This is a genomic window from Pseudomonas orientalis, from assembly GCF_022807995.1.
Taxonomy (GTDB): Bacteria; Pseudomonadota; Gammaproteobacteria; order Pseudomonadales; family Pseudomonadaceae; genus Aquipseudomonas; species Aquipseudomonas orientalis_B.
Window position 1 is genome coordinate 3,513,250 of sequence record NZ_CP094351.1, and the last position, 19,186, is coordinate 3,532,435.

Genomic DNA, 19,186 nt, shown 5'->3' on the forward strand with positions numbered 1-19,186 from the left:
AAAATGTTGGCTGACCCACCGCGATCGCAGGCAAGCCAGCTCCCACAGTTGGATAGATGCCAGGCAATGGAACGGATTCGCAACGCCAATTCCGGCGATTCCCAGGAAGCACGCAATGAGCAAAACCTACACCCCCGCCACCGCCGCAGCCGACGTGGAAACCACACTCGCCTGGCTCGGCGGGCGCTGGAAGCTGATCATCCTGTTTCACCTGTTCGGTGGCCAGGTGCAGCGCTATTCCGACCTTGAGCGGCTGATCCCGGAGATCTCGCAGAAGATGCTGGCCCAACAGCTGCGCCAGCTCGAAGCCGATGGCCTGGTGCACCGCACGGTTTACCCGGTGGTGCCACCCAAGGTCGAGTACCGTATGACAGAATGGGGCCAGAGCCTGTGCCCGGTGCTGGACGGGCTGCTCAAATGGCAGGCCGCCAAACCCGCGAGCTAGACCGTGGGCACCGTACCGCCATCGATCACATACTCGGTGCCGCTGATCGAAGCGGCGCGCGGCGATACCAGAAACGCGATCAAGTCGGCCACTTCCTCGGGCTTGGCCGGCCGCCCGAGGGGAATCCCGCCCAGCGCCTGCATGATGATCTGCTTGCCGCCTTCATAATCCGTACCCGCTTCATCCGCCAGCCGCTCCGCCAGGACCACCGCTGCATCCGTCTCCACCCAGCCCGGCGAGACACGCACCACCCGCACGCCCTTGGGCGTCACTTCTTTGGACAGGCTCTTGCTGTACGTTGCCAATGCCGCCTTGGCAGCGGCGTAGGCCGTGGTCGATTCGGGCAACGGCAATTCCCGCTGGATCGAGGTGACGTGAATAATCACACCCGCGCCACGCTCGACCATCCCTGGCAGCAACGCCCGGTCCACCCGCACGGCCGCCATCAGATTCTGGTTCAGCGCATTCGCCCATTGCTCATCATCGAGCACCGCAAAACCACCGCCGGGCGCGCTGGAGCCGCCGAGCACATTGACGATGATATCCACGCCGCCGAACCGATCTTTCACCGCTTCGGTAGCGCTCGCACAACCGACGGAGGTGCCCAGGTCGGCGGCAATGAAATGCACGCCTTCGCGCGTCGAATCCGCCGCCGAACGCGCGACCGAAATCACTTGGGCGCCTTGCTCATGCAACACCGCAACCACGGCGGCGCCGATGCCTTTAGTACCGCCCGTGACCAGTGCCCGAAGGCCCTTCAGGCCGAGGTCAAAGCTCATACTCCGATCTCCAGTGCAGCAATCCTGTCGCCTTCCAGACTGAAGCAATACTGCAGGTCCAGCGGGCTTCCAGGAAAATTGCCGACCAGATGGCTGGTGACGACGGTTTTATCGCCCTGCTCCTCACAGGCAAACGGTTCGCTGGTGTAGGTGTACTTGTTGCCGGTGCCGGCTTTCCAGGCCTGGATAGCCAGCAACCCGACATAAGTGTGGCCTTCGTCCTTCACCACCGCATCGGCAGTGAAACACTCGCTGAAATCGCCTGCCCTGGCGGCGAAGTAACGGGCGATGGCTGGGGGAAGCGCGAGGGTCATGGCGGGTACTCCTGAATGTTCGATAGGCCTTCAGGATAGAAACCGCCGGGACTCGCCACAAGAACGCACGAAAAGGTAATGGGCTCACTTCAAAGTAAGCCATTGGATTTACGGGCCTACGCGAATATTGAAGTGCGTGCATCCCCAATAAATTTGAAACCGAAGACCCGGCAAGGTGAGCACGGTCAAAATGTGAGAGCGGGCTTGCTCGCGAATACGGTGAGTCAGCCACTGCTGCTCTGAATGAAAGACTGCATTCGCGAGCAAACCCTCCCCCACAGTTGGTTTTGCATCAGACGAAAAACCTGATGCGCGCCGCCCATTTTGATCGTTCCCACGCTCCGCGTGGTAATGCCGCCCGGGACGCTCCGCGCCCCGCCGAACAACTCAGATCAAGCGTGAGTCTCAGCAGGAAACTTACGACAGCGTTTTAGGGTTGTCGCTCGGAAGATGGCTGCCTAATCTTCGGTGGTCGCTGCAAATTCAGCGAGGCGACGAATGCCGTCATTACCTTCGCTCGCACAACCCCAGCAAAACGCCCCGGCATAACGGGGCGTTTTTCTTCTCGCAGAAACCCGAATAATCCTACATCCCGCTCGCACGATAAAAGGCGAAACATCCGATATTTCCTATTTACATTTTTCCGTATGTTTATGGCGAATAAATCAGGATACCAACGTCCATGGCTAACCACGGTTACATGTCCATTAACGGAAAATCTCAAGGCCTGATCTCGGCTGGCTGCTCAACTCAAGACTCCATTGGCAACAAGTGTCAGGAAGGGCATCGAGACGAAATCATGGTGATGTCCTTCAACCACAATATGCTCAACACCGGCAATGTCAGAGCCTCCACTCATGGCCCGGTGGTCATCACAAAAAGCATTGATAAATCCTCGCCCTTGCTGGCCGTGGCGTTATCCAACAGAGAAGAACTGAACTGCGTCATCAACTTCTATCGAATTTCACAGTTTGGTCGGCACGAAAAATACTACACCGTCGATATAAGGGGCTGCATCATTGCCAGCCTGACCGTCGACGTTCCCCATTCGGTACTCCTGAATGATGTAGACGCACAAGAACATCTGTCGATTCGTTATCGGGAAATTATCTGGACACATCACATCGCGGGGACCAGCGGCTATGGCTCATGGGAAACCGGGCGATGAACTCAAAGAACAAAAATCAAACGCCTACTTTCTATGACTTGGGGGTAGTCAGCCAAGCCGCTGCAAAACTGACCAATCATGCGTGTGCAATCAGTGCCCGGCATCTACAGGATGGCGTTAATCGTTCGATATTCAATCGGGAAGTGGCCTATTACGCTCGTAGTATTGTTAACGATGTGGAGCAGGGAAAAAAGACGGTTGCACAGGGGCTTGTGGAGATAAAAACCGAACAGCAAAGCCTGCTGAACCAGTCAATGGAGATTGGGCGTAAAGGCATTGGAGTTGTAGCAGGCGCGCTGCAAATGGCCACAGGAGCTGGAATTTGCTACGCATCAGTTGGCACGCTCTGTCTCATTGCGGGGGTGCCGCTGATCGCACATGGTGCAAATAACGTATATGAGGGTGGGCGTAATCTAGTGACGGGACAATCAGATGCGGTCGGCCCGGTTCGTGCTGCTTATCAGTCGGCCGCATTCGCTATGGGCCATGATGAACGGGCAGCCAATATGGCCTACGGTGCAGCTGATATTGGTTTATCCGTCTACAGTGCAGCGAGACACGTACTTAAACCTGATGCTTGGCGCCTATTTAGATACATCCCAACCGATTACATCCGAGCGTACAAAACAATGACCCCAACTACAATGGGAATCGAAGTCTATACAGATTTTCAAACGATAAAGCAGATGCACAACGAGGAAAAATATTGACACTCTGGTTCGTTTTGACTTTCCCGCTATTTGCCACATGGGGAATTCTTTGCGCATACACACTAAAAATACGCTTCTCTGGAACCGAATATTTTCTTGCAAAATTTCTACTATGCTTAATATTTAATGGCTTTTTTGCGATCACATACTTAAGCATGATAGAAGAAAACAACTTTCCCTTACTCGGATACAACCCAGATCTTATATCAAACTACCCCTTCATTGGATGGATTGCTTTTTTCTGTATACCCGCTCACGCGGGGGCTCTACCTGTTAGATGGGAAATCAGATGGTGGTTTTGATGAGAGCGCTATAAATCCAGCTAGTTTGACGCATACTAATCTCCACACTACAAAAAACGCCCCGAAACAGTCGGGGCGTTTTATATTCAACGTACAGCAACCAACCGTCAGTCAGCCAACCGCCACGTCGTCCCACCCTTGCCGTCTTCCAACACCACACCCATCGCGGTCAGTTGGTCGCGGATACGGTCGGATTCCGCCCAGTCTTTATTGGTACGAGCAGCCAGACGCGCCTGGATCAGCGCATCCACTTGCGCCGCATCGACACGCCCTTCGGCGCCGGCTTGCAGGAAATCCTCAGGCTTCATTTGCAGAACCCCCAGCACACTGGCCAGCTCTTTCAAGCGTGCCGCCAGACCAGCCGCCGCGTCGAGATCGCTCTCGCGCAGGCGGTTGATCTCGCGCACCATCTCGAACAACACAGCACACGCTTCCGGCGTACCAAAGTCGTCGTTCATCACTTCGGTAAAACGTGCCACGAACGCTTCGCCGCCAGCCGGTGCAACCGCAGGCAAGCCTTTCAACGCATGGTAGAACCGCTCCAGGGCGCCCTTGGCGTCCTTGAGGTTGTCTTCCGAGTAATTGATGGCGCTGCGGTAGTGGCTCGACACCAACAAATACCGCACAACTTCCGGATGGTACTTTTCCAGCACGTCGCGAATGGTGAAGAAGTTGTTCAAGGACTTGGACATCTTCTCGCCATTGATGCGGATCATGCCGCAGTGCATCCAGGCGTTGGCGTAGGTCTGGCCGGTGGCGGCTTCGCTCTGGGCGATTTCGTTTTCGTGGTGCGGAAACTCCAGGTCGCTGCCGCCGCCATGAATGTCGAAGGTCTCGCCCAGGCAGCAGGTGGACATCACCGAGCATTCGATGTGCCAGCCCGGACGCCCGGCGCCCCACGGCGATTCCCAGCTCGGTTCGCCGGGCTTGGTGGCTTTCCACAGCACGAAGTCGAGCGGGTCCTGCTTGGCTTCGTCGACTTCGATACGCGCACCGATGCGCAGGTCTTCGATCTTCTTGCGCGACAGCTTGCCGTAGCCCATGAACTTGGCGACGCGGTAGTACACGTCGCCGTTGCCTGGCGCGTAGGCGTAGCCCTTGTCGATCAGGGTCTGGATCATCGCGTGCATGCCCGGGATGTGGTCGGTGGCACGCGGCTCCATGTCCGGCTTGAGGATATTGAGGCGCGCCTCGTCCTCGTGCATCGCGGCGATCATGCGCTCGGTCAGCGCGTCGAACGACTCGCCGTTCTCGTTGGCGCGATTGATGATCTTGTCGTCGATGTCGGTGATGTTGCGCACGTAGGTCAAATCATAGCCGCTGAAACGCAACCAGCGGGTCACCAGGTCGAAGGCAACCATGCTGCGGCCGTGGCCGATGTGGCAGTAGTCGTACACGGTCATGCCGCACACATACATGCGCACCTTGTTGCCATCGAGCGGCTTGAAGACTTCTTTGGTCTTGCTGAGCGTGTTGTAGATCGTTAGCACGATGTTTCCCTTAAGACTTTAATCACTGGCCCCACGAATCACGCAAGGTCACGGTACGGTTGAATACCGGCCGACCGGGTCTCGAGTCCTTGATATCCGCGCAGAAGTAGCCTTCGCGCTCGAACTGGAAACGGTCTTCCGGCTGTGCGTCGCCAAGCGATGGCTCGGCACGACAACCAGTGAGTACTTGCAGGGAGTCAGGGTTGATGTTGTCCAGGAAGCTGGCGCTGTCTTCGGCCTTTTCAGGATTCGGCGAGCGGAACAGACGATCGTACAAGCGCACTTCGCACTCGATGCTGGCAGCGGCCGGCACCCAGTGGACCACGCCCTTGACCTTGCGGCCTTCAGGGTTCTTGCCCAGGGTGTCCGGATCGTACGAGCAACGCAGTTCGACGATGTTGCCGTCGGCGTCCTTGATCGCTTCGTCGGCACGGATCACGTAGCTGCCGCGCAGGCGCACTTCGCCGTTCGGCTCCAGGCGCTTGTAGCCTTTTGGAGGCTCTTCCATGAAGTCATCGCGGTCGATGTAGATTTCACGGGCGAACGGCAGCTTGCGCACGCCGAGTTCTTCTTTCTGCGGATGACGCGGCAGTTCGAGGTTCTCGACCTGGCCCTCAGGGTAATTGGTGATCACGACCTTCAACGGACGCAGCACGCACATGGCGCGCGGTGCGTTCGCATCGAGGTCCTGGCGGATGCTGAATTCGAGCATGCCGAAGTCGACCACGCCGTCGGAGCGGTTGGTGCCGACCATGTCGCAGAAGTTGCGGATCGACGCCGGGGTGTAGCCGCGACGGCGGAAGCCCGACAGGGTCGACATGCGCGGGTCGTCCCAGCCATGCACGTGCTTCTCATCCACCAGTTGCTTGAGCTTGCGCTTGCTGGTGATGGTGTAGTTGAGGTTCAGGCGACTGAACTCGTACTGGCGCGGCTGGGCCGGCACGGGCAGGTTGCTCAGGAACCATTCGTACAGCGGACGATGGCTCTCGAACTCCAGGGTGCAGATGGAGTGGGTGATGCCTTCGATGGCGTCCGACTGACCGTGGGTGAAGTCGTAGTTGGGGTAGATGCACCACTTGTCGCCAGTCTGGTGGTGGTGGGCATGGCGGATGCGGTACATGATCGGGTCGCGCAGGTTCATGTTCGGCGAGGCCATGTCGATCTTGGCGCGCAGGACGCGGGCGCCGTCCGGGAATTCGCCGGCGCGCATGCGGGCGAACCAATCGAGGTTCTCCTCGACCGAACGGTCGCGGAACGGGCTGTTCTTGCCCGGCTCGGTCAGGGTGCCACGGTATTCCTTGGCCTGCTCGGGGGACAGGTCGTCGACGTAGGCCTTGCCGGCCTTGATCAGCTCGACCGCCCAGTCGAACAACTGGTCGAAGTATTGGGAGGCGTAGCGCACTTCACCGGACCATTGGAAGCCCAGCCACTTGATGTCGCTTTCGATGGCGTCGATGTATTCCTGGTCTTCCTTGGCCGGGTTGGTGTCGTCGAAACGCAGGTGCGTGACGCCACCGAACTCCTGGGCCAGGCCGAAATTCACACAGATCGACTTGGCGTGACCGATGTGCAGGTAGCCGTTGGGCTCTGGCGGGAAGCGAGTGACGATCTGCGTGTGCTTGCCCGAATCCAGGTCCGCCTGGATGATCGGGCGCAGGAAGTTGACCGGGACGGCAGGTCCGGCCTTGGCATTCGGGGTAGAGTCGACAGTGGGCTTGCTCATAGGATCCTTGAACAGACAGGTTCGTGGCCGGGTGGGGGCCAGATAAAACAAAGGGCTCATAATAGCCGATGCAGTCAAGACACTGACAGGCTGGCACCAAAAACTGCTGTTTAATTACTGCTTTTGTGGCCGGGGCGGTAAAAAACCACCTCGAAATTCCTGCCGGGCACGCTAAACTGCGCGCCTTGGCCGTCGTTTAAGCCAGACAGGTAAGGTGCCCCGGGCACCCAAACCCACGAATTCCCTGAAAAGAGTAGTGAACATGACTCAAGTCAAACTGACCACCAACCACGGTGACATCGTCATCGAGTTGAACGCCGAGAAAGCGCCGATCACCGTCGCCAACTTCATCGAGTACGTCAACGCCGGCCACTACGAAAACACCGTTTTCCACCGTGTCATCGGCAACTTCATGATCCAGGGCGGCGGTTTCGAGCCAGGCATGAAAGAGAAGAAAGACAAGCGCCCAAGCATCCAGAACGAAGCGGACAACGGCCTCTCCAACGACAAGTACACCGTCGCCATGGCCCGTACCATGGAGCCGCATTCGGCCTCCGCGCAGTTCTTCATCAACGTGGCCGACAACGCTTTCCTGAACCACAGCGGCAAGAACGTGCAGGGTTGGGGTTACGCGGTGTTCGGTAAAGTCACCGAAGGCCAGGACGTTGTCGACAAGATCAAAGGCGTGTCCACCACGTCCAAAGCCGGTCACCAGGACGTTCCAGCCGAAGACGTGATCGTCGAGAAAGCCGAGATCGTTGGGTGATATTGCTGATTTCAGACTTGCATCTGGAAGAGGAGCGCCCGGACATCACCCGGGCGTTTCTGGATCTGCTCCACGGCCGCGCCCGGGGCGCCCAGGCGTTGTACATTCTGGGGGACTTCTTCGAAGCCTGGATTGGCGACGATGGGATGACCGCGTTCCAGCGTTCCATCTGTGACGCGCTGCGCGAACTGAGCGACAGCGGCACTGCGATTTTCATCATGCACGGCAACCGCGACTTCCTGATCGGCAAGGCGTTCTGCAAGGCGGCAGGCGCCAGCTTGCTCAAGGATCCGAGTGTCGTGCAGTTCTACGGCGAACCCGTGCTGCTGATGCACGGCGACAGCCTCTGCACCCGCGACCTCGGCTATATGAAGCTGCGGCGCATCCTGCGTAACCCAATGGTGTTGTTTATCCTGCGCCACCTGCCCTTGAACACGCGCCACAGGCTGGCGCGCAAGTTGCGCAGTGAAAGCAGCGCCCAGGTGCGCATGAAGGCTAACGATATTGTCGATGTCACGCCTGAAGAAGTGCCACGGGTGATGCAGCAGTTCGGCGTGCGCACCCTGGTCCACGGCCATACGCACCGCCCCGCCATCCATAAGTTGCAGATTGGTGACCAGGCGGCCAAGCGGATTGTGCTGGGGGATTGGGACAAGCAAGGCTGGGCGTTGCAGGTGGATGAGCAAGGCTTTCAGTTGACGGCGTTTGACTTCATCAATCCGCAGTTGGCATTGCCCGGCGCTTGATCCGCAGCACCACTGATCCCATGTGAACAGAGGTCAAACTGTGGGAGGAGGCTTGCCCCCGATGAGGACGTGTCAGTTGATACCTCTGTGACTGACCCACCGCCATCGGGGGCAAGCCCCCTCCCACAGTTGATTGCGTTCCATCCGTTCGGATCAGTGGCCGCTTGCTTCCGGCCCGGCTTTCGCGCCAAACGGCGGCTTGGCCAGCCATACCAGCAACAATCCGCAGTTGGCCCTGCCAGGCGCTTGATACCTGACAACACACATCCATGTGGGAGGGGGCTTGAACTGGTCTAATGAATTTGGACACATCAATAGGGCGCTATGATGGCGCCCAAACCTGAGGTGTACAGATGATGCGAAAGTCCTATTCCAGTGAGGTCAAACTCAACGCTGCAAGCATGGTGCTTGATCAAAATATGTCTGTTCCCGAAGTTTGCGCCAGTTTGGATATTGGCCCTACGGCTTTGCGCCGCTGGGTCGAACAGGTGCGTAAAGAGCGCGCCGGATCCACGATGACGGGCACCAAGGCAATTACTGCCGAACAGAAGAAAATTCACGAACTCCAGGCCCTGCTCAGGCAAAAAGACCGGGATATCGAAATCCTAAAAAAGGCCAGTGTTCTCCTGCTTTTGGACTCCAAAGATCATTCCCTCTGATCAGCGAGCTAGGCGAACAGTACGGCATTACAGATTGCTGCCGCGTTTTTGAAGTCAACCGCAGCAGCTACTACGCCTGGCGTCAGCGTCAGGGAAAAATCGATCTTGAGCGCGAAGCGCTTAAGGTTGCTCTGATTAAGTATCACAAGGCGTCCAGAGGATCGGCTGGAGCACGAACTCTTTCTGAAGACCTGCGAGGTGCAGGCTATAAGGTGGGGCGCTACATGGCTCGTAGCTTGATGAAAGAGGCTGGAATTGCTAGCCGACAACGCCGGCCACATAAGTACAAGTCATCAGGCGCTGAGTCTTTGGTGGCTGAGCATGAGCTGGAGCGTGAGTTTTACGTCGCTGACATCAACAAGGTGTGGTGTGCGGACATCACCTATATCCAGCTCGGCAAGCGATGGCTCTACTTTTCGGTGGTGTTGGGTTTGTTCGCGCGCCGAGTGGTGGGATGGTCGTATTCACTGCTCGCCGATGCGACGCTGGCAAGCGAGTCACTGCGCATGGCTATTGAGTTGAGAGGGCGACCCAAAGGCGTGCTGTTTCATTCCGACCAGGGCTGCCAGTACACGAGTCATAAATTCAGGGCTGAACTGCAGGTACACGAGTTGAAGCAAAGCATGAGTCGCAAAGGTCAGTGCTGGGATAACGCCCCAATGGAGCGTTTTTTTGGCAGCTTAAAGTCGGAATGGGTGCCTGAGGGCGGTTACAGTTCAGAGCACGAGGCTCGGGCAGATATCAACCGATATGTGGCGCGCTACAACAGCGTAAGGCGCCACAGCCACAACGGCTACCACTCACCGATAGCGGCGGAAAAGCTCGCAGCGTGAGAACCGAAAAGAATGTCCGAAATTACTAGACCAGTTCAGCTTGCCCCCGATGAGGGTGTGTCAGTTGATACCTCTGTGACTGATCCACCGCCATCGGGGGCAAGCCCCCTCCCACAGTTGATTGCGTTCCATCCGTTCGGATCAGTGGCCGCTTGCTTCCGGCCCGGCTTTCGCGCCAAACGGCGGCTTGGCCAGCCATACCAGTAACAATCCGCAGTTGGCCCTGCCTGGCGCTTGATACCTGACAACACACATCCAATGTGGGAGGGGGCTTGCCCCCGATGAGGGTGTGTCAGTTGATACATCTGTAACTGACCCACCGCTATCGGGGGCAAGCCCCCTCCCACAGTTGATTGCATTTCAATCCGTTCGGATCAGTGGCCGCTAGCCGCAGGCCCCGCTTTCGCGGTAAACGGCGGCTTGGCCAGCCACACCAGCAGCATCAACCCGGCAAAGATCCACCCCATCAAGGTGAAATAGTCCACGGTGGACATCATGTAGGCCTGGCTGGTGAGGATCTGGTCCAACTGCGCATACGCTTTGTGCCCCGCCCCGCCGAGCGCCTGTATCGCGTCGCGCGTGGCCGAGTCATAAGTGGTCATGTTCTCGCTCATGTACGCGTGGTGCTGGTCGGCGCGGCGAATCCAGATCCAGGTGGTGAGCGAGGCCGCGAAGCTGCCGCCCAAGGTGCGCAGGAACGTTGCCAGCCCCGCGCCGTCGGCAATCTGCTGCGGCGGCAGGTCGGACATCAGGATGCTCAGGGTCGGCATGAAGAACAGCGCCACGCCGATCCCCATGAACAGCTGCACCAGGGCGATGTGGGTGAAATCCACCTCATTGGTGAAGCCCGCGCGCATGAAACAGCTCAAGCCCATCGCCAGGAACGACAACCCCGCCAGCAGGCGCAGGTCGAACTTGTGCGCGTATTTGCCCACGAACGGCGACATCAGCACCGGCAAAATCCCGATGGGCGCCACCGCCAGCCCGGCCCAGGTGGCGGTGTAGCCCATCTGGGTTTGCAGCCACTGCGGCAGGATCAGGTTGATGCCGAAAAAGCCCGCGTAACCGAGGATCAACACAATGGTGCCGATCCGGAAGTTACGGTGCGCGAACAGCCGCAGGTTGACCACCGGGTGCTTGTCGGTCATCTCCCAGATCACGAACACCGCCAGGGCGATCACCGAAATGGCCGCACCAATGATGATGAAGTTGGACTCGAACCAATCCAGGTCATTGCCCTTGTCGAGGATGATCTGCAAGGCCCCCACACCGACGATCAGGCTCAGCAGCCCAACATAGTCCATCGGCTGGTAGCTGGTGACCACCGGGCGTTTCTTCAGCTGCGCACGCACCACCATCACCGCAAAAATCCCGATGGGCACGTTGATGAAAAAGATCCACGGCCAACTGTAGCTGTCAGTGATCCAGCCACCGAGAATCGGCCCGGCAATCGGCGCCACCACCGTGACCATCGCCAGCAACGCCAAGGCCATGCCGCGCTTGGCCGGTGGGTAGACCGCAATCAACAGCGTCTGCGTCATCGGGTACAACGGCCCGGCGACCAAGCCTTGCAGCACGCGAAAGCCGATCAGCTCGGGCATCGAGGTGGAAATCCCGCAGAGGAACGACGCCAGCACAAACAGGATGGTTGCCCATAGGAACAGCTTCACCTCGCCAAAGCGTCGGCTCAACCAGCCGGTGAGCGGCAAGGCAATCGCGTTGCTCACCGCGAACGAAGTAATGACCCAGGTGCCCTGCTCCGAACTCACCCCCAGGTTGCCAGAGATAGTCGGCAACGCCACGTTGGCGATGGTGGTGTCGAGCACCTGCATAAAGGTCGCCAGCGACAGGCCAATAGTGGCCATCAACAGGCTGGGTGGCGTGAACGAGGCGTTATTGCTCATCAGCGTTGCGCAGCCTTGGGAGCGGCGACGCTGTTGTCATGGATCAACTGGTTGATCATGGCATCGGCCTCCGCCAATTGGCGGTCATACACGTTGGTGGTGAACGAGGCTTTTTGCGGCGCCTGTTGCGCCAGCACCGGGCCGCTCTGGTCGTGCAGGTCGACGTTGACCACGGTGCTCAAGCCCACGCGCAGCGGGTGCTTGGCCAGCTCTTCGGCGTTGATATGGATGCGCACCGGTACCCGCTGCACGATCTTGATCCAGTTGCCGGTGGCGTTCTGCGCGGGCAGCAAGGCGAACGCGCTGCCGGTGCCGGCGCCGAGGCTGTCGACGGTGCCGCTGTACTTCACGTCGCTGCCGTAGATGTCCGACTCGATATCCACCGGCTGGCCGATGCGCATATCCCGCAGTTGGGTTTCCTTGAAGTTGGCATCGATCCACAGCTGGTCCAGCGGGATCACCGCCATCAGCGCGGTGCCCGGTTGGACGCGCTGGCCCAATTGCACGGTGCGCTTGGCCACATAGCCGGTGACCGGTGCGATCAAGGTGCTGCGCGCGTTAGTCAGATAGGCCTGACGCAGTTGCGCAGCGGCGGCTTGCACATCGGGATGGGACGAAATCACCGTGTCATCCACCAGGGCGTTGGTGGTTTTGAGTTGTTGCTCAAGGTTGGTCAGGGCGTTTTTGGCTGCGGTCAGGCTGTCGCGGGCGTGGGACAGTTCTTCCTGGGAAATCGCGCCGCCCTGGGCCAGGGTTTTACGGCGGTTGTAGTTGTCCTGGGCGGTTTGCACATCGGCTTTCTGCGCATTGACCTGGGCTTTCATGCCATCGACGTTGCTGTACAAACCGCGCACTTGGCGTACGGTGCGGGCCAGGTTGGCCTGGGCACTTTGCAGGCCGACGGCGGCGTCGTTGGGGTCGAAGTTGATCAGCACCTGGCCTTCGTGCACCAGGTCGCCATCGTCGGCGCCAATGCTGACCACGGTGCCGGTGACCAGCGGGGTGATTTCCACCACGTTGCCATTCACATAGGCGTCGTCGGTGCTTTCATTGAAGCGCCCGTAGAACTCATACCAGGCCCACACGCCCACCACACTCAGGATGACGATCAGCGCCAGGCCGATCAGCATCACTTTGCGTTTGCGGGGGTTGGTGTCTTTGGGTTGTTCGGTTGCGTTGTTGCTGTCGGCAGTGGCCATGACAAATACCTCAAATTATTCCGTGCGTGTAGCTGGGGTGGTCGCGGCCACGCTGTTGGCGTGGTACCCGCCACCCAGGGCCTGCATCAATTGAATCGACAGATCGATCTGCGCCGCATTCAGGGTGGCCAGCTGACGCTGAGCCTGCAGCAATTGCTGCTCGATGCTGAGCACATCCAGGTAGTTACCGATGCCTGAGCTGTAGCGTTGCACCCCGGTGTCGTATGACTGCTGGGCGATGTCGGCAGCGTGTTGCTGGGCCTCGATCTGCCGCCCGGTGTCGCGCAGTTGGGACAGGCTGTTGCCGATATCACCCAACGCTTGCACCAGGGTTTTGTTGTACTGGGCCACGGCCAGGTCGTAGTCGGCGTCGCGGGCATCGAGATCAGCACGCAGACGGCCGCCGTCAAAGATCGGCAGCGAAATCGTCGGCGCAATGTTGAAGAAGCGGCTGGCCGAACCGAACATCGCATCGCCCAGCAACGACTCGGCACCTGCGCTCGCGCTCAGGTTGAGGTTGGGGTAGAAGCGGGTCTTGCTGGCATCAATGTTCTTGCTCGCGGCCTCTACGCGCCAGCGTGCGGCGACCAGGTCCGGGCGACGGCCGAGCAGCTCGGCAGGCAACACCGCCGGCACGGCCACGGCGCTGGGTTTGAGCACCGCTGGGCGCGCCAACTCGTCACCGCGGTCCGGGCCTTTACCCAGCAACACAGCCAACGCGATCTTGGCGCTTTGCAGCTGTTTTTCCGCGTCAATCAGTTGCGACTGGGAGCTGGCTTCCAGGCTCTCGGTCTGCTGGTACTGGTATTCGCTGTCGATACCGGAACTCAGGCGGCGCTTGCTCAGGTCGAGCATCTGGCGGGTGCGCTTGAGGTCATCGACAGCCAGGTCACGCACGATATGGGCCTGGCCCAGGTCGCTGTAGGCCTTGGCCACGTTGGCCGCCAGGGTCAGGCGCGCGGCCTGCTGGTCGACTTCGGCAGCGCGGGCCTCGCCCAACGCGGCTTCCCAGGCGGCGCGCTGGCCGCCCCAGAGGTCGAAGTTGTAGTTGAAGCTGGCGCCGATGTTGCGCACCGTCGAATAGGCATCGCCCTGCCCGCGCGGGTCCTGGTCCTTGGCCAGGCGCGAACGGCTCACGCCAGCGCTGGCATCCAGGGTCGGCATGCGCGCCGCGTTGGCGGCATAGGCGGCGGCTTCGGCCTGGTGGGCGCGGGCGTCGGCCACTTGCATGTCGGGGCTGTTTTGCAGGGCTTCCTGGATCAGGCCGTCAAGCTGCGGGTCGCCCAGGCTTTTCCACCAGTCGGCGGCCGGCCAGGCGGCGCTCGACAGCGTCACGCCGCTCAGGGATTTGCCGGTGTGCAGGGTATTGGCGTCGAGGCGCTGGCCTTGGGTGTCGAGGCCGCTGTAATTGGCGCAACCGGCCAACGTCATCGCCGCCAGCACCAGACTGAATGCGCGTGTGTTCATGATCTACCTACCCGCTGGATCGTGATGGGGTCACCCGCAGCGATCAGCATTTTTTTCAGGATCCGCTCCAGGGTTTCCAGCTCGCCCGGCTCAAGCACGCCGGCCAACTGGTTGAGGGCCTTGGCGCCGATATGCGGGAGCATGTCCGCCAGGCGCTGGCCCTCGACGGTCAGCACCAACTGCACCTGGCGCCGGTCCAGCTCGGAACGCTTGCGGCTGAGCAGGTCTTTTTGCTCCAGCCGGTCGAGCATGCGCGTCATCGAGCCGCTGTCCAGGGACAGGTTGCGGCACAGCTCCGCCGGGGTATCGACGCCGAACTGGGCCATGATGATCAACACCTTGAACTGCGCGGCGGTGATGCCGTGGGGTTCCATATGGGTGTCGATGATGCGGTCCTTGAGGATCGCGGCGCGGCCCAGCAACAGGCCGAGGTGGCAGTTGTGGAAGTTGTCAGGGGTGAAGTGAGGCATCGAAAGTCACCTTATTACTGCCTAGGCAGTGAATGTGTGACGAGATGTTACTGCTTAGGCAGCGAATGTCAAATGGAATAATTAGGTTGCTTGGTAGTTGGTGGGCCTGTCCTACGTAAGGCGCGCTTTAAGAATCGTCTTATTCCTACATACCGACTACCTCTCTAACGTAGCCGGCATGAAACTCAAGACGTACCTGCATCAGATCAACCCCCTCCTCTCCACACCAAACGCCGCACGCCGATTACTGCGCATTTTCGGGGTGGTGCTGCTCGTGGGCATATTGAGTGGCGTCTACAGTTTTCTGCTTCTGACCTTCAATGCCGAAGTGTCACGCAGGCGCAGCCATATGAGCAGCGCCATTGCCGAGGCCCACACGTTTTTCACCACCCGCGAAGCCTTGCTGGAGAGCCTGAGCCTGTCGGCTGTTCGTACACAAAAGAATGTGGCCCCCCAGGTCTCCCCCGAAGAAATTCATTTACTGCTAGGCAATACGCCGGGCAAACAATGGAGCATCTGGCTCACCGAGCGCATACGCGACTACCTCAAAACCAAGCAGGTCAATCTGCTTTATGTGAACAGCGGCGCCGACGCACAGGTCAAACGCCTGTACGCCGGTACTCCCGCGATCACTGTTTTTCCACAAGCGATGCTGGACCGCCTGCAACTGCTCAAACGCGATAACGCTTGTGCAAGGGGCCAATTGTGGCTGACGCACCAGTCGGCAGAGCACTCCCAGCTGTATATTTTTATTCGGCTGGACGCTCGGGACGTCAATTCCGGCTGGCTCGGGCTGGAGATGGACGGCCAGGAAGTCTCTCATGCACTGGACGACCAAAGTGCGGGCCAGTTCATGATGTTCAACCCCGACGGCATGCTGGTGTTCAGTAACAGCAAACCCACGCAACTGAGCCAGAACCTCCTGCAGATTCAGCGCCAGAACTTTTTTGGTTTTGTCGGCGATGGCTGGCTGCCCGACCATCTGGTGATGCGCAAACAGTTGAAGTCCACGGATTGGCAACTGGTTTACTCCATCGACTTGCGTGACGCCGTGGTCGGCCTGTGGCCACGGCTTGGCGGCACTCTGCTGTTCTGCTTGTTCAGTATCAGCCTGGTGTGGCTGTTGATCCGTCGACTGGAGCATCGCTTCATCACCCCGACCCTGAGCCGTATCCAGGCATTGATCGAAAGCGAACGGTTCAGCAGCGATGTTATCCAGACCGCGCCCGTTGCCTTATGCGTGTTACGCCGTACCAACAGCCAGGTGGTGCTGGAAAACACCCTGTGCCAACAGTGGCTGGGGCAAAGCGGCGAGCGTGAGCGTTTGAGCCCACACTGGATTCAGCGGGCGTTTACACAGGATGATCCCCACATCACCGATTACTTTGAAACCGCCGATGGGCGTCACCTGTACCTGAGTTGCGCAGCCACCCGCTACAAGGGCGAAGACGTGTTGCTCTGCGCCTTCAGCGATATCAGTACGCGCACCCAGATTGAAGAAGCGCTGGAACAGGCGCGCCAACTGGCCGACGCCGCGAATGAAGCCAAGACCTTGTTTCTGGCGACCATGAGCCATGAAATCCGCACGCCCTTGTATGGCGTGCTAGGCACACTGGAGTTACTGGCAAGGACCGGCCTCAACGCCCAGCAGACCGACTACTTGCACAACATCCAAGGCTCCTCGGCGACCCTGCTTCAGTTGATCTGCGATGTGTTGGATGTATCCAAGATCGAAGCGGGCCAACTGGCCTTGGAGCTAAGCGAGTTCTGCATACTCGATCTGATTCACGAGGTGATCCAGGGCTACGCAGCAGCAGCCCAAGGGAAAGGCCTGGAGTTGTACGCAGTGATCGACCCCAAGTTACCCGAGCGAGTGATCGGCGATGTGTCGAGAACACGGCAAATCCTCTACAACCTGTTGAACAACGCCGTGAAATTCACTGACGCCGGGCGCATTGTACTGCGGGTGCAATTGGCCGGCCGCGACGGCGAACGCGTGACATTGTTCTGGCAGGTCTCGGACACTGGCAGAGGCATCTCCCAGCAGGATCAAACGCGTATTTTCGAACCTTTCTACCAGACCCTAGGCCACACCAATGTGATCGCCGGCACAGGCTTGGGCTTGCCTATCTGCCAACGCCTGACCCACTTGATGAACGGCAGTATCCGAGTGGTCAGCGAACCAGGCCTGGGCAGCAGCTTCAGCTTGAGCCTTCCGGTTGAACAGCCTTTCAGTGCCGGCCTGCCGAGCCGCTTTACGCGCCTGTTGCCCAAAGTCATCTATGTGGTATCACCGGTGCCGGAGCTAGTCGATGCCATGAGCGGATGGCTGCGCCGATGGGGCGCACGCCCACAACCTGGGCGCCCCCCACACGGCGCGTGCACACCAGATAGCGTAGTGCTTGAGGTGCATCCCGGTTGTTTCGAGCAGCGCCTGGATAACGAGTGGATGGGTGCCCTGGTGATTGCTGCCGGCGACGGCTATAACGAGCCCCAATGGGAGGCCGGCGGCTGGGTCGTCAACCTTAATCACCTCCAAGCCATTCACCAAGCCATTGGTCGCAGCCAAGGGCTCTCGGCGAGCAACACCGACGGCTATGCCCCGCAACACCAGTTGAGGAAGCTCAATCTGCATATTCTGGTCGCCGAGGACAACGTGATCAACCAACTGATTCTGCATGACCAGTTGCAAGAACTCGGGTGTACCACCGAGTTGGCCGGCAACGGTGAAGAGGCACTGTCAATGTGGCGCCAGGGGCCGTTCGACCTGGTACTCACCGATGTGAACATGCCGCACAAAAATGGCTACGAACTGGCCCGCGAGCTTAGAAAGCTCGGCTGCACGATCCCGATTATCGGGGCGACCGCCAACGCCATGCACGGCGAAGAAGCACTGTGCCTGGCCGCCGGAATGGACCACTGCCTGGTCAAGCCTTTCACGCTACAGGCTTTGCACACTCAACTGGCGCTCTACGAAAGAACCGCTCATGAAACCGACTAGCATCCTGATCGTTGAAGATCACCCGTTCCAGCAGGTGTATCTGCAAAACCTGTTCAATGAACTGGGGGAGTTTCATCTGGAGTTCGCCCGTGAAGGCCAGGCGGCCCTGGAGTGTTTGAAAAAGCACGACTTTGACCTGGTACTTACGGACTTGCTGATGCCAGGCATGGATGGCGTGCAGTTTATCCAGGGGCTGGCCGCTTCCAGCTCCAACCCAGCGCTGGCAATCATGAGTGCTGCCTCACGTCGCATGCTGATGAGCGCCAGCCTGGCGGCGCGCAACCTGGGCGTGAGGGTAATAGGGCTGATCTCCAAACCGGTAAAATCTGCAGCACTGCGTAACCTGACCGAACAACTGCGAAGCCTACGCCAAACCGAGCTGCCGCTACCTGGCCCGCAAATCGATCACCTGGCCCTTCTCGACGCGTTGGACACAGGCCGTCTACACGCCTGGTTCCAGCCCAAAAAATCCCTGGCTAACGGCCGTATCGTGGCGGCAGAAGCCCTGGTGCGCTGGCTGCATCCCGAGCACGGTGTACTGCTGCCGGGCATGTTCCTGCCGGCGCTGCGCGCATTCAACCTTGAAGAACGTTTGCTGTGGTGCGTACTGGAGCAAGCGATCAAGGCCCAGGCGCAGTGGCGGACCCAGGGGTATGCGATTCCCGTCTCCATCAACCTGCCCACGCACCTGCTCAACAGCCCGGACCTGGCCGACCGGATTCTTGAATTCGTACTCCAGTTGAACGGCGTCCCCAGCATGATCTGCTTTGAGTTGATGGAATGCTCGATGCCCGAAGACATCAGTAACTTTTATGCCGGTGCCTGCCGCTTGAGAATAAAAGGCTTCGGGCTGTCACAGGATGACTTCGGCCAGGGCTACAGCTCCTATATGAACCTGGTCTCCACCCCTTTTACCGAACTGAAAATCGACCGCGCGCTCGTACAAGGCTGCACTGAAAATGAAGAGCTGGCCCAGGCACTCACCAGCATCGTCGCCTTGGGCCGCCAATTGGGCCTTATCGTGGTCGCCGAAGGTGTGGAAACAGCGCAGGAGCTCGCCCTATTGCGTAGAATCAACTGCTCTCAGGTCCAGGGTTTCCTGATTTCCCGCGCCGTCTCCTCCGTTGACTTCCAGCAATTGCTGACCCAGGACGGACCCGCCGCGGATTAAGCCTTGCCGGTGCGTATGTATTTCTATCAGAGGTTGCAG

The 19,186-nt window shown here is 59.0% G+C and carries 17 protein-coding genes; 9 read left to right on the forward strand and 8 right to left on the reverse strand.

The features are described 5' to 3' along the window. Nucleotides 1–115 precede the first annotated feature (115 nt). On the forward strand, nucleotides 116–445 hold the full coding sequence (locus MRY17_RS15570) for a winged helix-turn-helix transcriptional regulator (RefSeq protein ID WP_181080935.1): 330 nt from the start codon (nucleotides 116–118) through the stop codon (nucleotides 443–445). On the opposite strand, the gene MRY17_RS15575 is transcribed toward MRY17_RS15570, so the two are convergent. Together MRY17_RS15575 and MRY17_RS15580 are read right to left on the reverse strand one after the other, a co-directional pair. Next, complete coding sequence (locus MRY17_RS15575) at nucleotides 442–1,224, reverse strand: SDR family oxidoreductase (protein WP_243352430.1); 783 nt, start codon at nucleotides 1,222–1,224, stop codon at nucleotides 442–444. The two genes, MRY17_RS15570 and MRY17_RS15575, sit on opposite strands and share 4 nt — an antisense overlap. After that, nucleotides 1,221–1,538 (reverse strand): nuclear transport factor 2 family protein, encoded by a 318-nt coding sequence (locus tag MRY17_RS15580; RefSeq protein ID WP_065884909.1) that lies wholly within the window; start codon nucleotides 1,536–1,538, stop codon nucleotides 1,221–1,223. The genes MRY17_RS15575 and MRY17_RS15580 overlap by 4 nt, the downstream gene beginning before the upstream one ends. A gap of 682 nt (nucleotides 1,539–2,220) precedes the next feature. Between MRY17_RS15580 and MRY17_RS15585 the strand changes: the two genes are divergently transcribed. Both MRY17_RS15585 and MRY17_RS15590 read left to right on the forward strand, forming a co-directional pair. Then, on the forward strand, nucleotides 2,221–2,706 hold the full coding sequence (locus tag MRY17_RS15585; protein ID WP_198721482.1) for an Hcp family type VI secretion system effector: 486 nt from the start codon (nucleotides 2,221–2,223) through the stop codon (nucleotides 2,704–2,706). After that, nucleotides 2,703–3,416: a DUF4225 domain-containing protein gene (locus tag MRY17_RS15590; protein WP_181284069.1), complete on the forward strand. Its 714-nt coding sequence runs from the start codon at nucleotides 2,703–2,705 to the stop codon at nucleotides 3,414–3,416. The genes MRY17_RS15585 and MRY17_RS15590 overlap by 4 nt, the downstream gene beginning before the upstream one ends. Nucleotides 3,417–3,825: 409 nt before the next feature. Here MRY17_RS15590 and cysS read toward each other — a convergent pair whose 3' ends face one another. Then, a complete protein-coding gene (cysS, locus tag MRY17_RS15595) occupies nucleotides 3,826–5,208 on the reverse strand; it encodes a cysteine--tRNA ligase (RefSeq protein ID WP_243352431.1) in 1,383 nt (460 codons plus the stop codon). 22 nt (nucleotides 5,209–5,230) lie between these two features. Further along, nucleotides 5,231–6,931 (reverse strand): glutamine--tRNA ligase/YqeY domain fusion protein, encoded by a 1,701-nt coding sequence (locus MRY17_RS15600; RefSeq protein WP_243352432.1) that lies wholly within the window; start codon nucleotides 6,929–6,931, stop codon nucleotides 5,231–5,233. 262 nt (nucleotides 6,932–7,193) lie between these two features. On the opposite strand from MRY17_RS15600, the gene MRY17_RS15605 reads away from it, so the two are divergent. From MRY17_RS15605 to MRY17_RS15620, 4 genes are all read left to right on the forward strand, one after another. After that, nucleotides 7,194–7,697, forward strand: coding sequence for a peptidylprolyl isomerase (locus tag MRY17_RS15605; RefSeq protein WP_057721741.1), 504 nt, complete (start codon nucleotides 7,194–7,196; stop codon nucleotides 7,695–7,697). Then, on the forward strand, nucleotides 7,694–8,443 hold the full coding sequence (gene lpxH / locus MRY17_RS15610) for a UDP-2,3-diacylglucosamine diphosphatase (protein WP_181284072.1): 750 nt from the start codon (nucleotides 7,694–7,696) through the stop codon (nucleotides 8,441–8,443). Before MRY17_RS15605 ends, lpxH begins: the two co-directional genes overlap by 4 nt. Before the next feature lie 353 nt (nucleotides 8,444–8,796). Then, nucleotides 8,797–9,102, forward strand: a complete 306-nt coding sequence (locus MRY17_RS15615) for a transposase (protein ID WP_243352433.1) — start codon at nucleotides 8,797–8,799, stop codon at nucleotides 9,100–9,102. Nucleotides 9,103–9,128: 26 nt separating this feature from the next. After that, complete coding sequence (locus tag MRY17_RS15620) at nucleotides 9,129–9,935, forward strand: IS3 family transposase (RefSeq protein WP_243353948.1); 807 nt, start codon at nucleotides 9,129–9,131, stop codon at nucleotides 9,933–9,935. A gap of 374 nt (nucleotides 9,936–10,309) precedes the next feature. On the opposite strand, the gene MRY17_RS15625 is transcribed toward MRY17_RS15620, so the two are convergent. The 4 genes from MRY17_RS15625 to MRY17_RS15640 are packed head-to-tail and all read right to left on the reverse strand — an operon-like array spanning nucleotide 10,310 to nucleotide 14,975. Then, nucleotides 10,310–11,839 (reverse strand): DHA2 family efflux MFS transporter permease subunit, encoded by a 1,530-nt coding sequence (locus MRY17_RS15625; protein ID WP_243352434.1) that lies wholly within the window; start codon nucleotides 11,837–11,839, stop codon nucleotides 10,310–10,312. After that, nucleotides 11,839–13,038: an efflux RND transporter periplasmic adaptor subunit gene (locus MRY17_RS15630; RefSeq protein ID WP_034127907.1), complete on the reverse strand. Its 1,200-nt coding sequence runs from the start codon at nucleotides 13,036–13,038 to the stop codon at nucleotides 11,839–11,841. Before MRY17_RS15630 ends, MRY17_RS15625 begins: the two co-directional genes overlap by 1 nt. Nucleotides 13,039–13,053: 15 nt before the next feature. Continuing rightward, complete coding sequence (locus tag MRY17_RS15635; RefSeq protein WP_243352435.1) at nucleotides 13,054–14,505, reverse strand: efflux transporter outer membrane subunit; 1,452 nt, start codon at nucleotides 14,503–14,505, stop codon at nucleotides 13,054–13,056. Continuing rightward, a complete protein-coding gene (locus tag MRY17_RS15640; protein WP_243352436.1) occupies nucleotides 14,502–14,975 on the reverse strand; it encodes a MarR family winged helix-turn-helix transcriptional regulator in 474 nt (157 codons plus the stop codon). The genes MRY17_RS15635 and MRY17_RS15640 overlap by 4 nt, the downstream gene beginning before the upstream one ends. Before the next feature lie 178 nt (nucleotides 14,976–15,153). Here MRY17_RS15640 and MRY17_RS15645 point away from each other — a divergent pair, with 178 nt between their 5' ends. Together MRY17_RS15645 and MRY17_RS15650 are read left to right on the forward strand one after the other, a co-directional pair. After that, a complete protein-coding gene (locus MRY17_RS15645) occupies nucleotides 15,154–17,976 on the forward strand; it encodes an ATP-binding protein (RefSeq protein WP_243352437.1) in 2,823 nt (940 codons plus the stop codon). Next, on the forward strand, nucleotides 17,963–19,147 hold the full coding sequence (locus tag MRY17_RS15650; RefSeq protein ID WP_243352438.1) for an EAL domain-containing response regulator: 1,185 nt from the start codon (nucleotides 17,963–17,965) through the stop codon (nucleotides 19,145–19,147). The genes MRY17_RS15645 and MRY17_RS15650 overlap by 14 nt, the downstream gene beginning before the upstream one ends. Nucleotides 19,148–19,186: the final 39 nt, after the last annotated feature.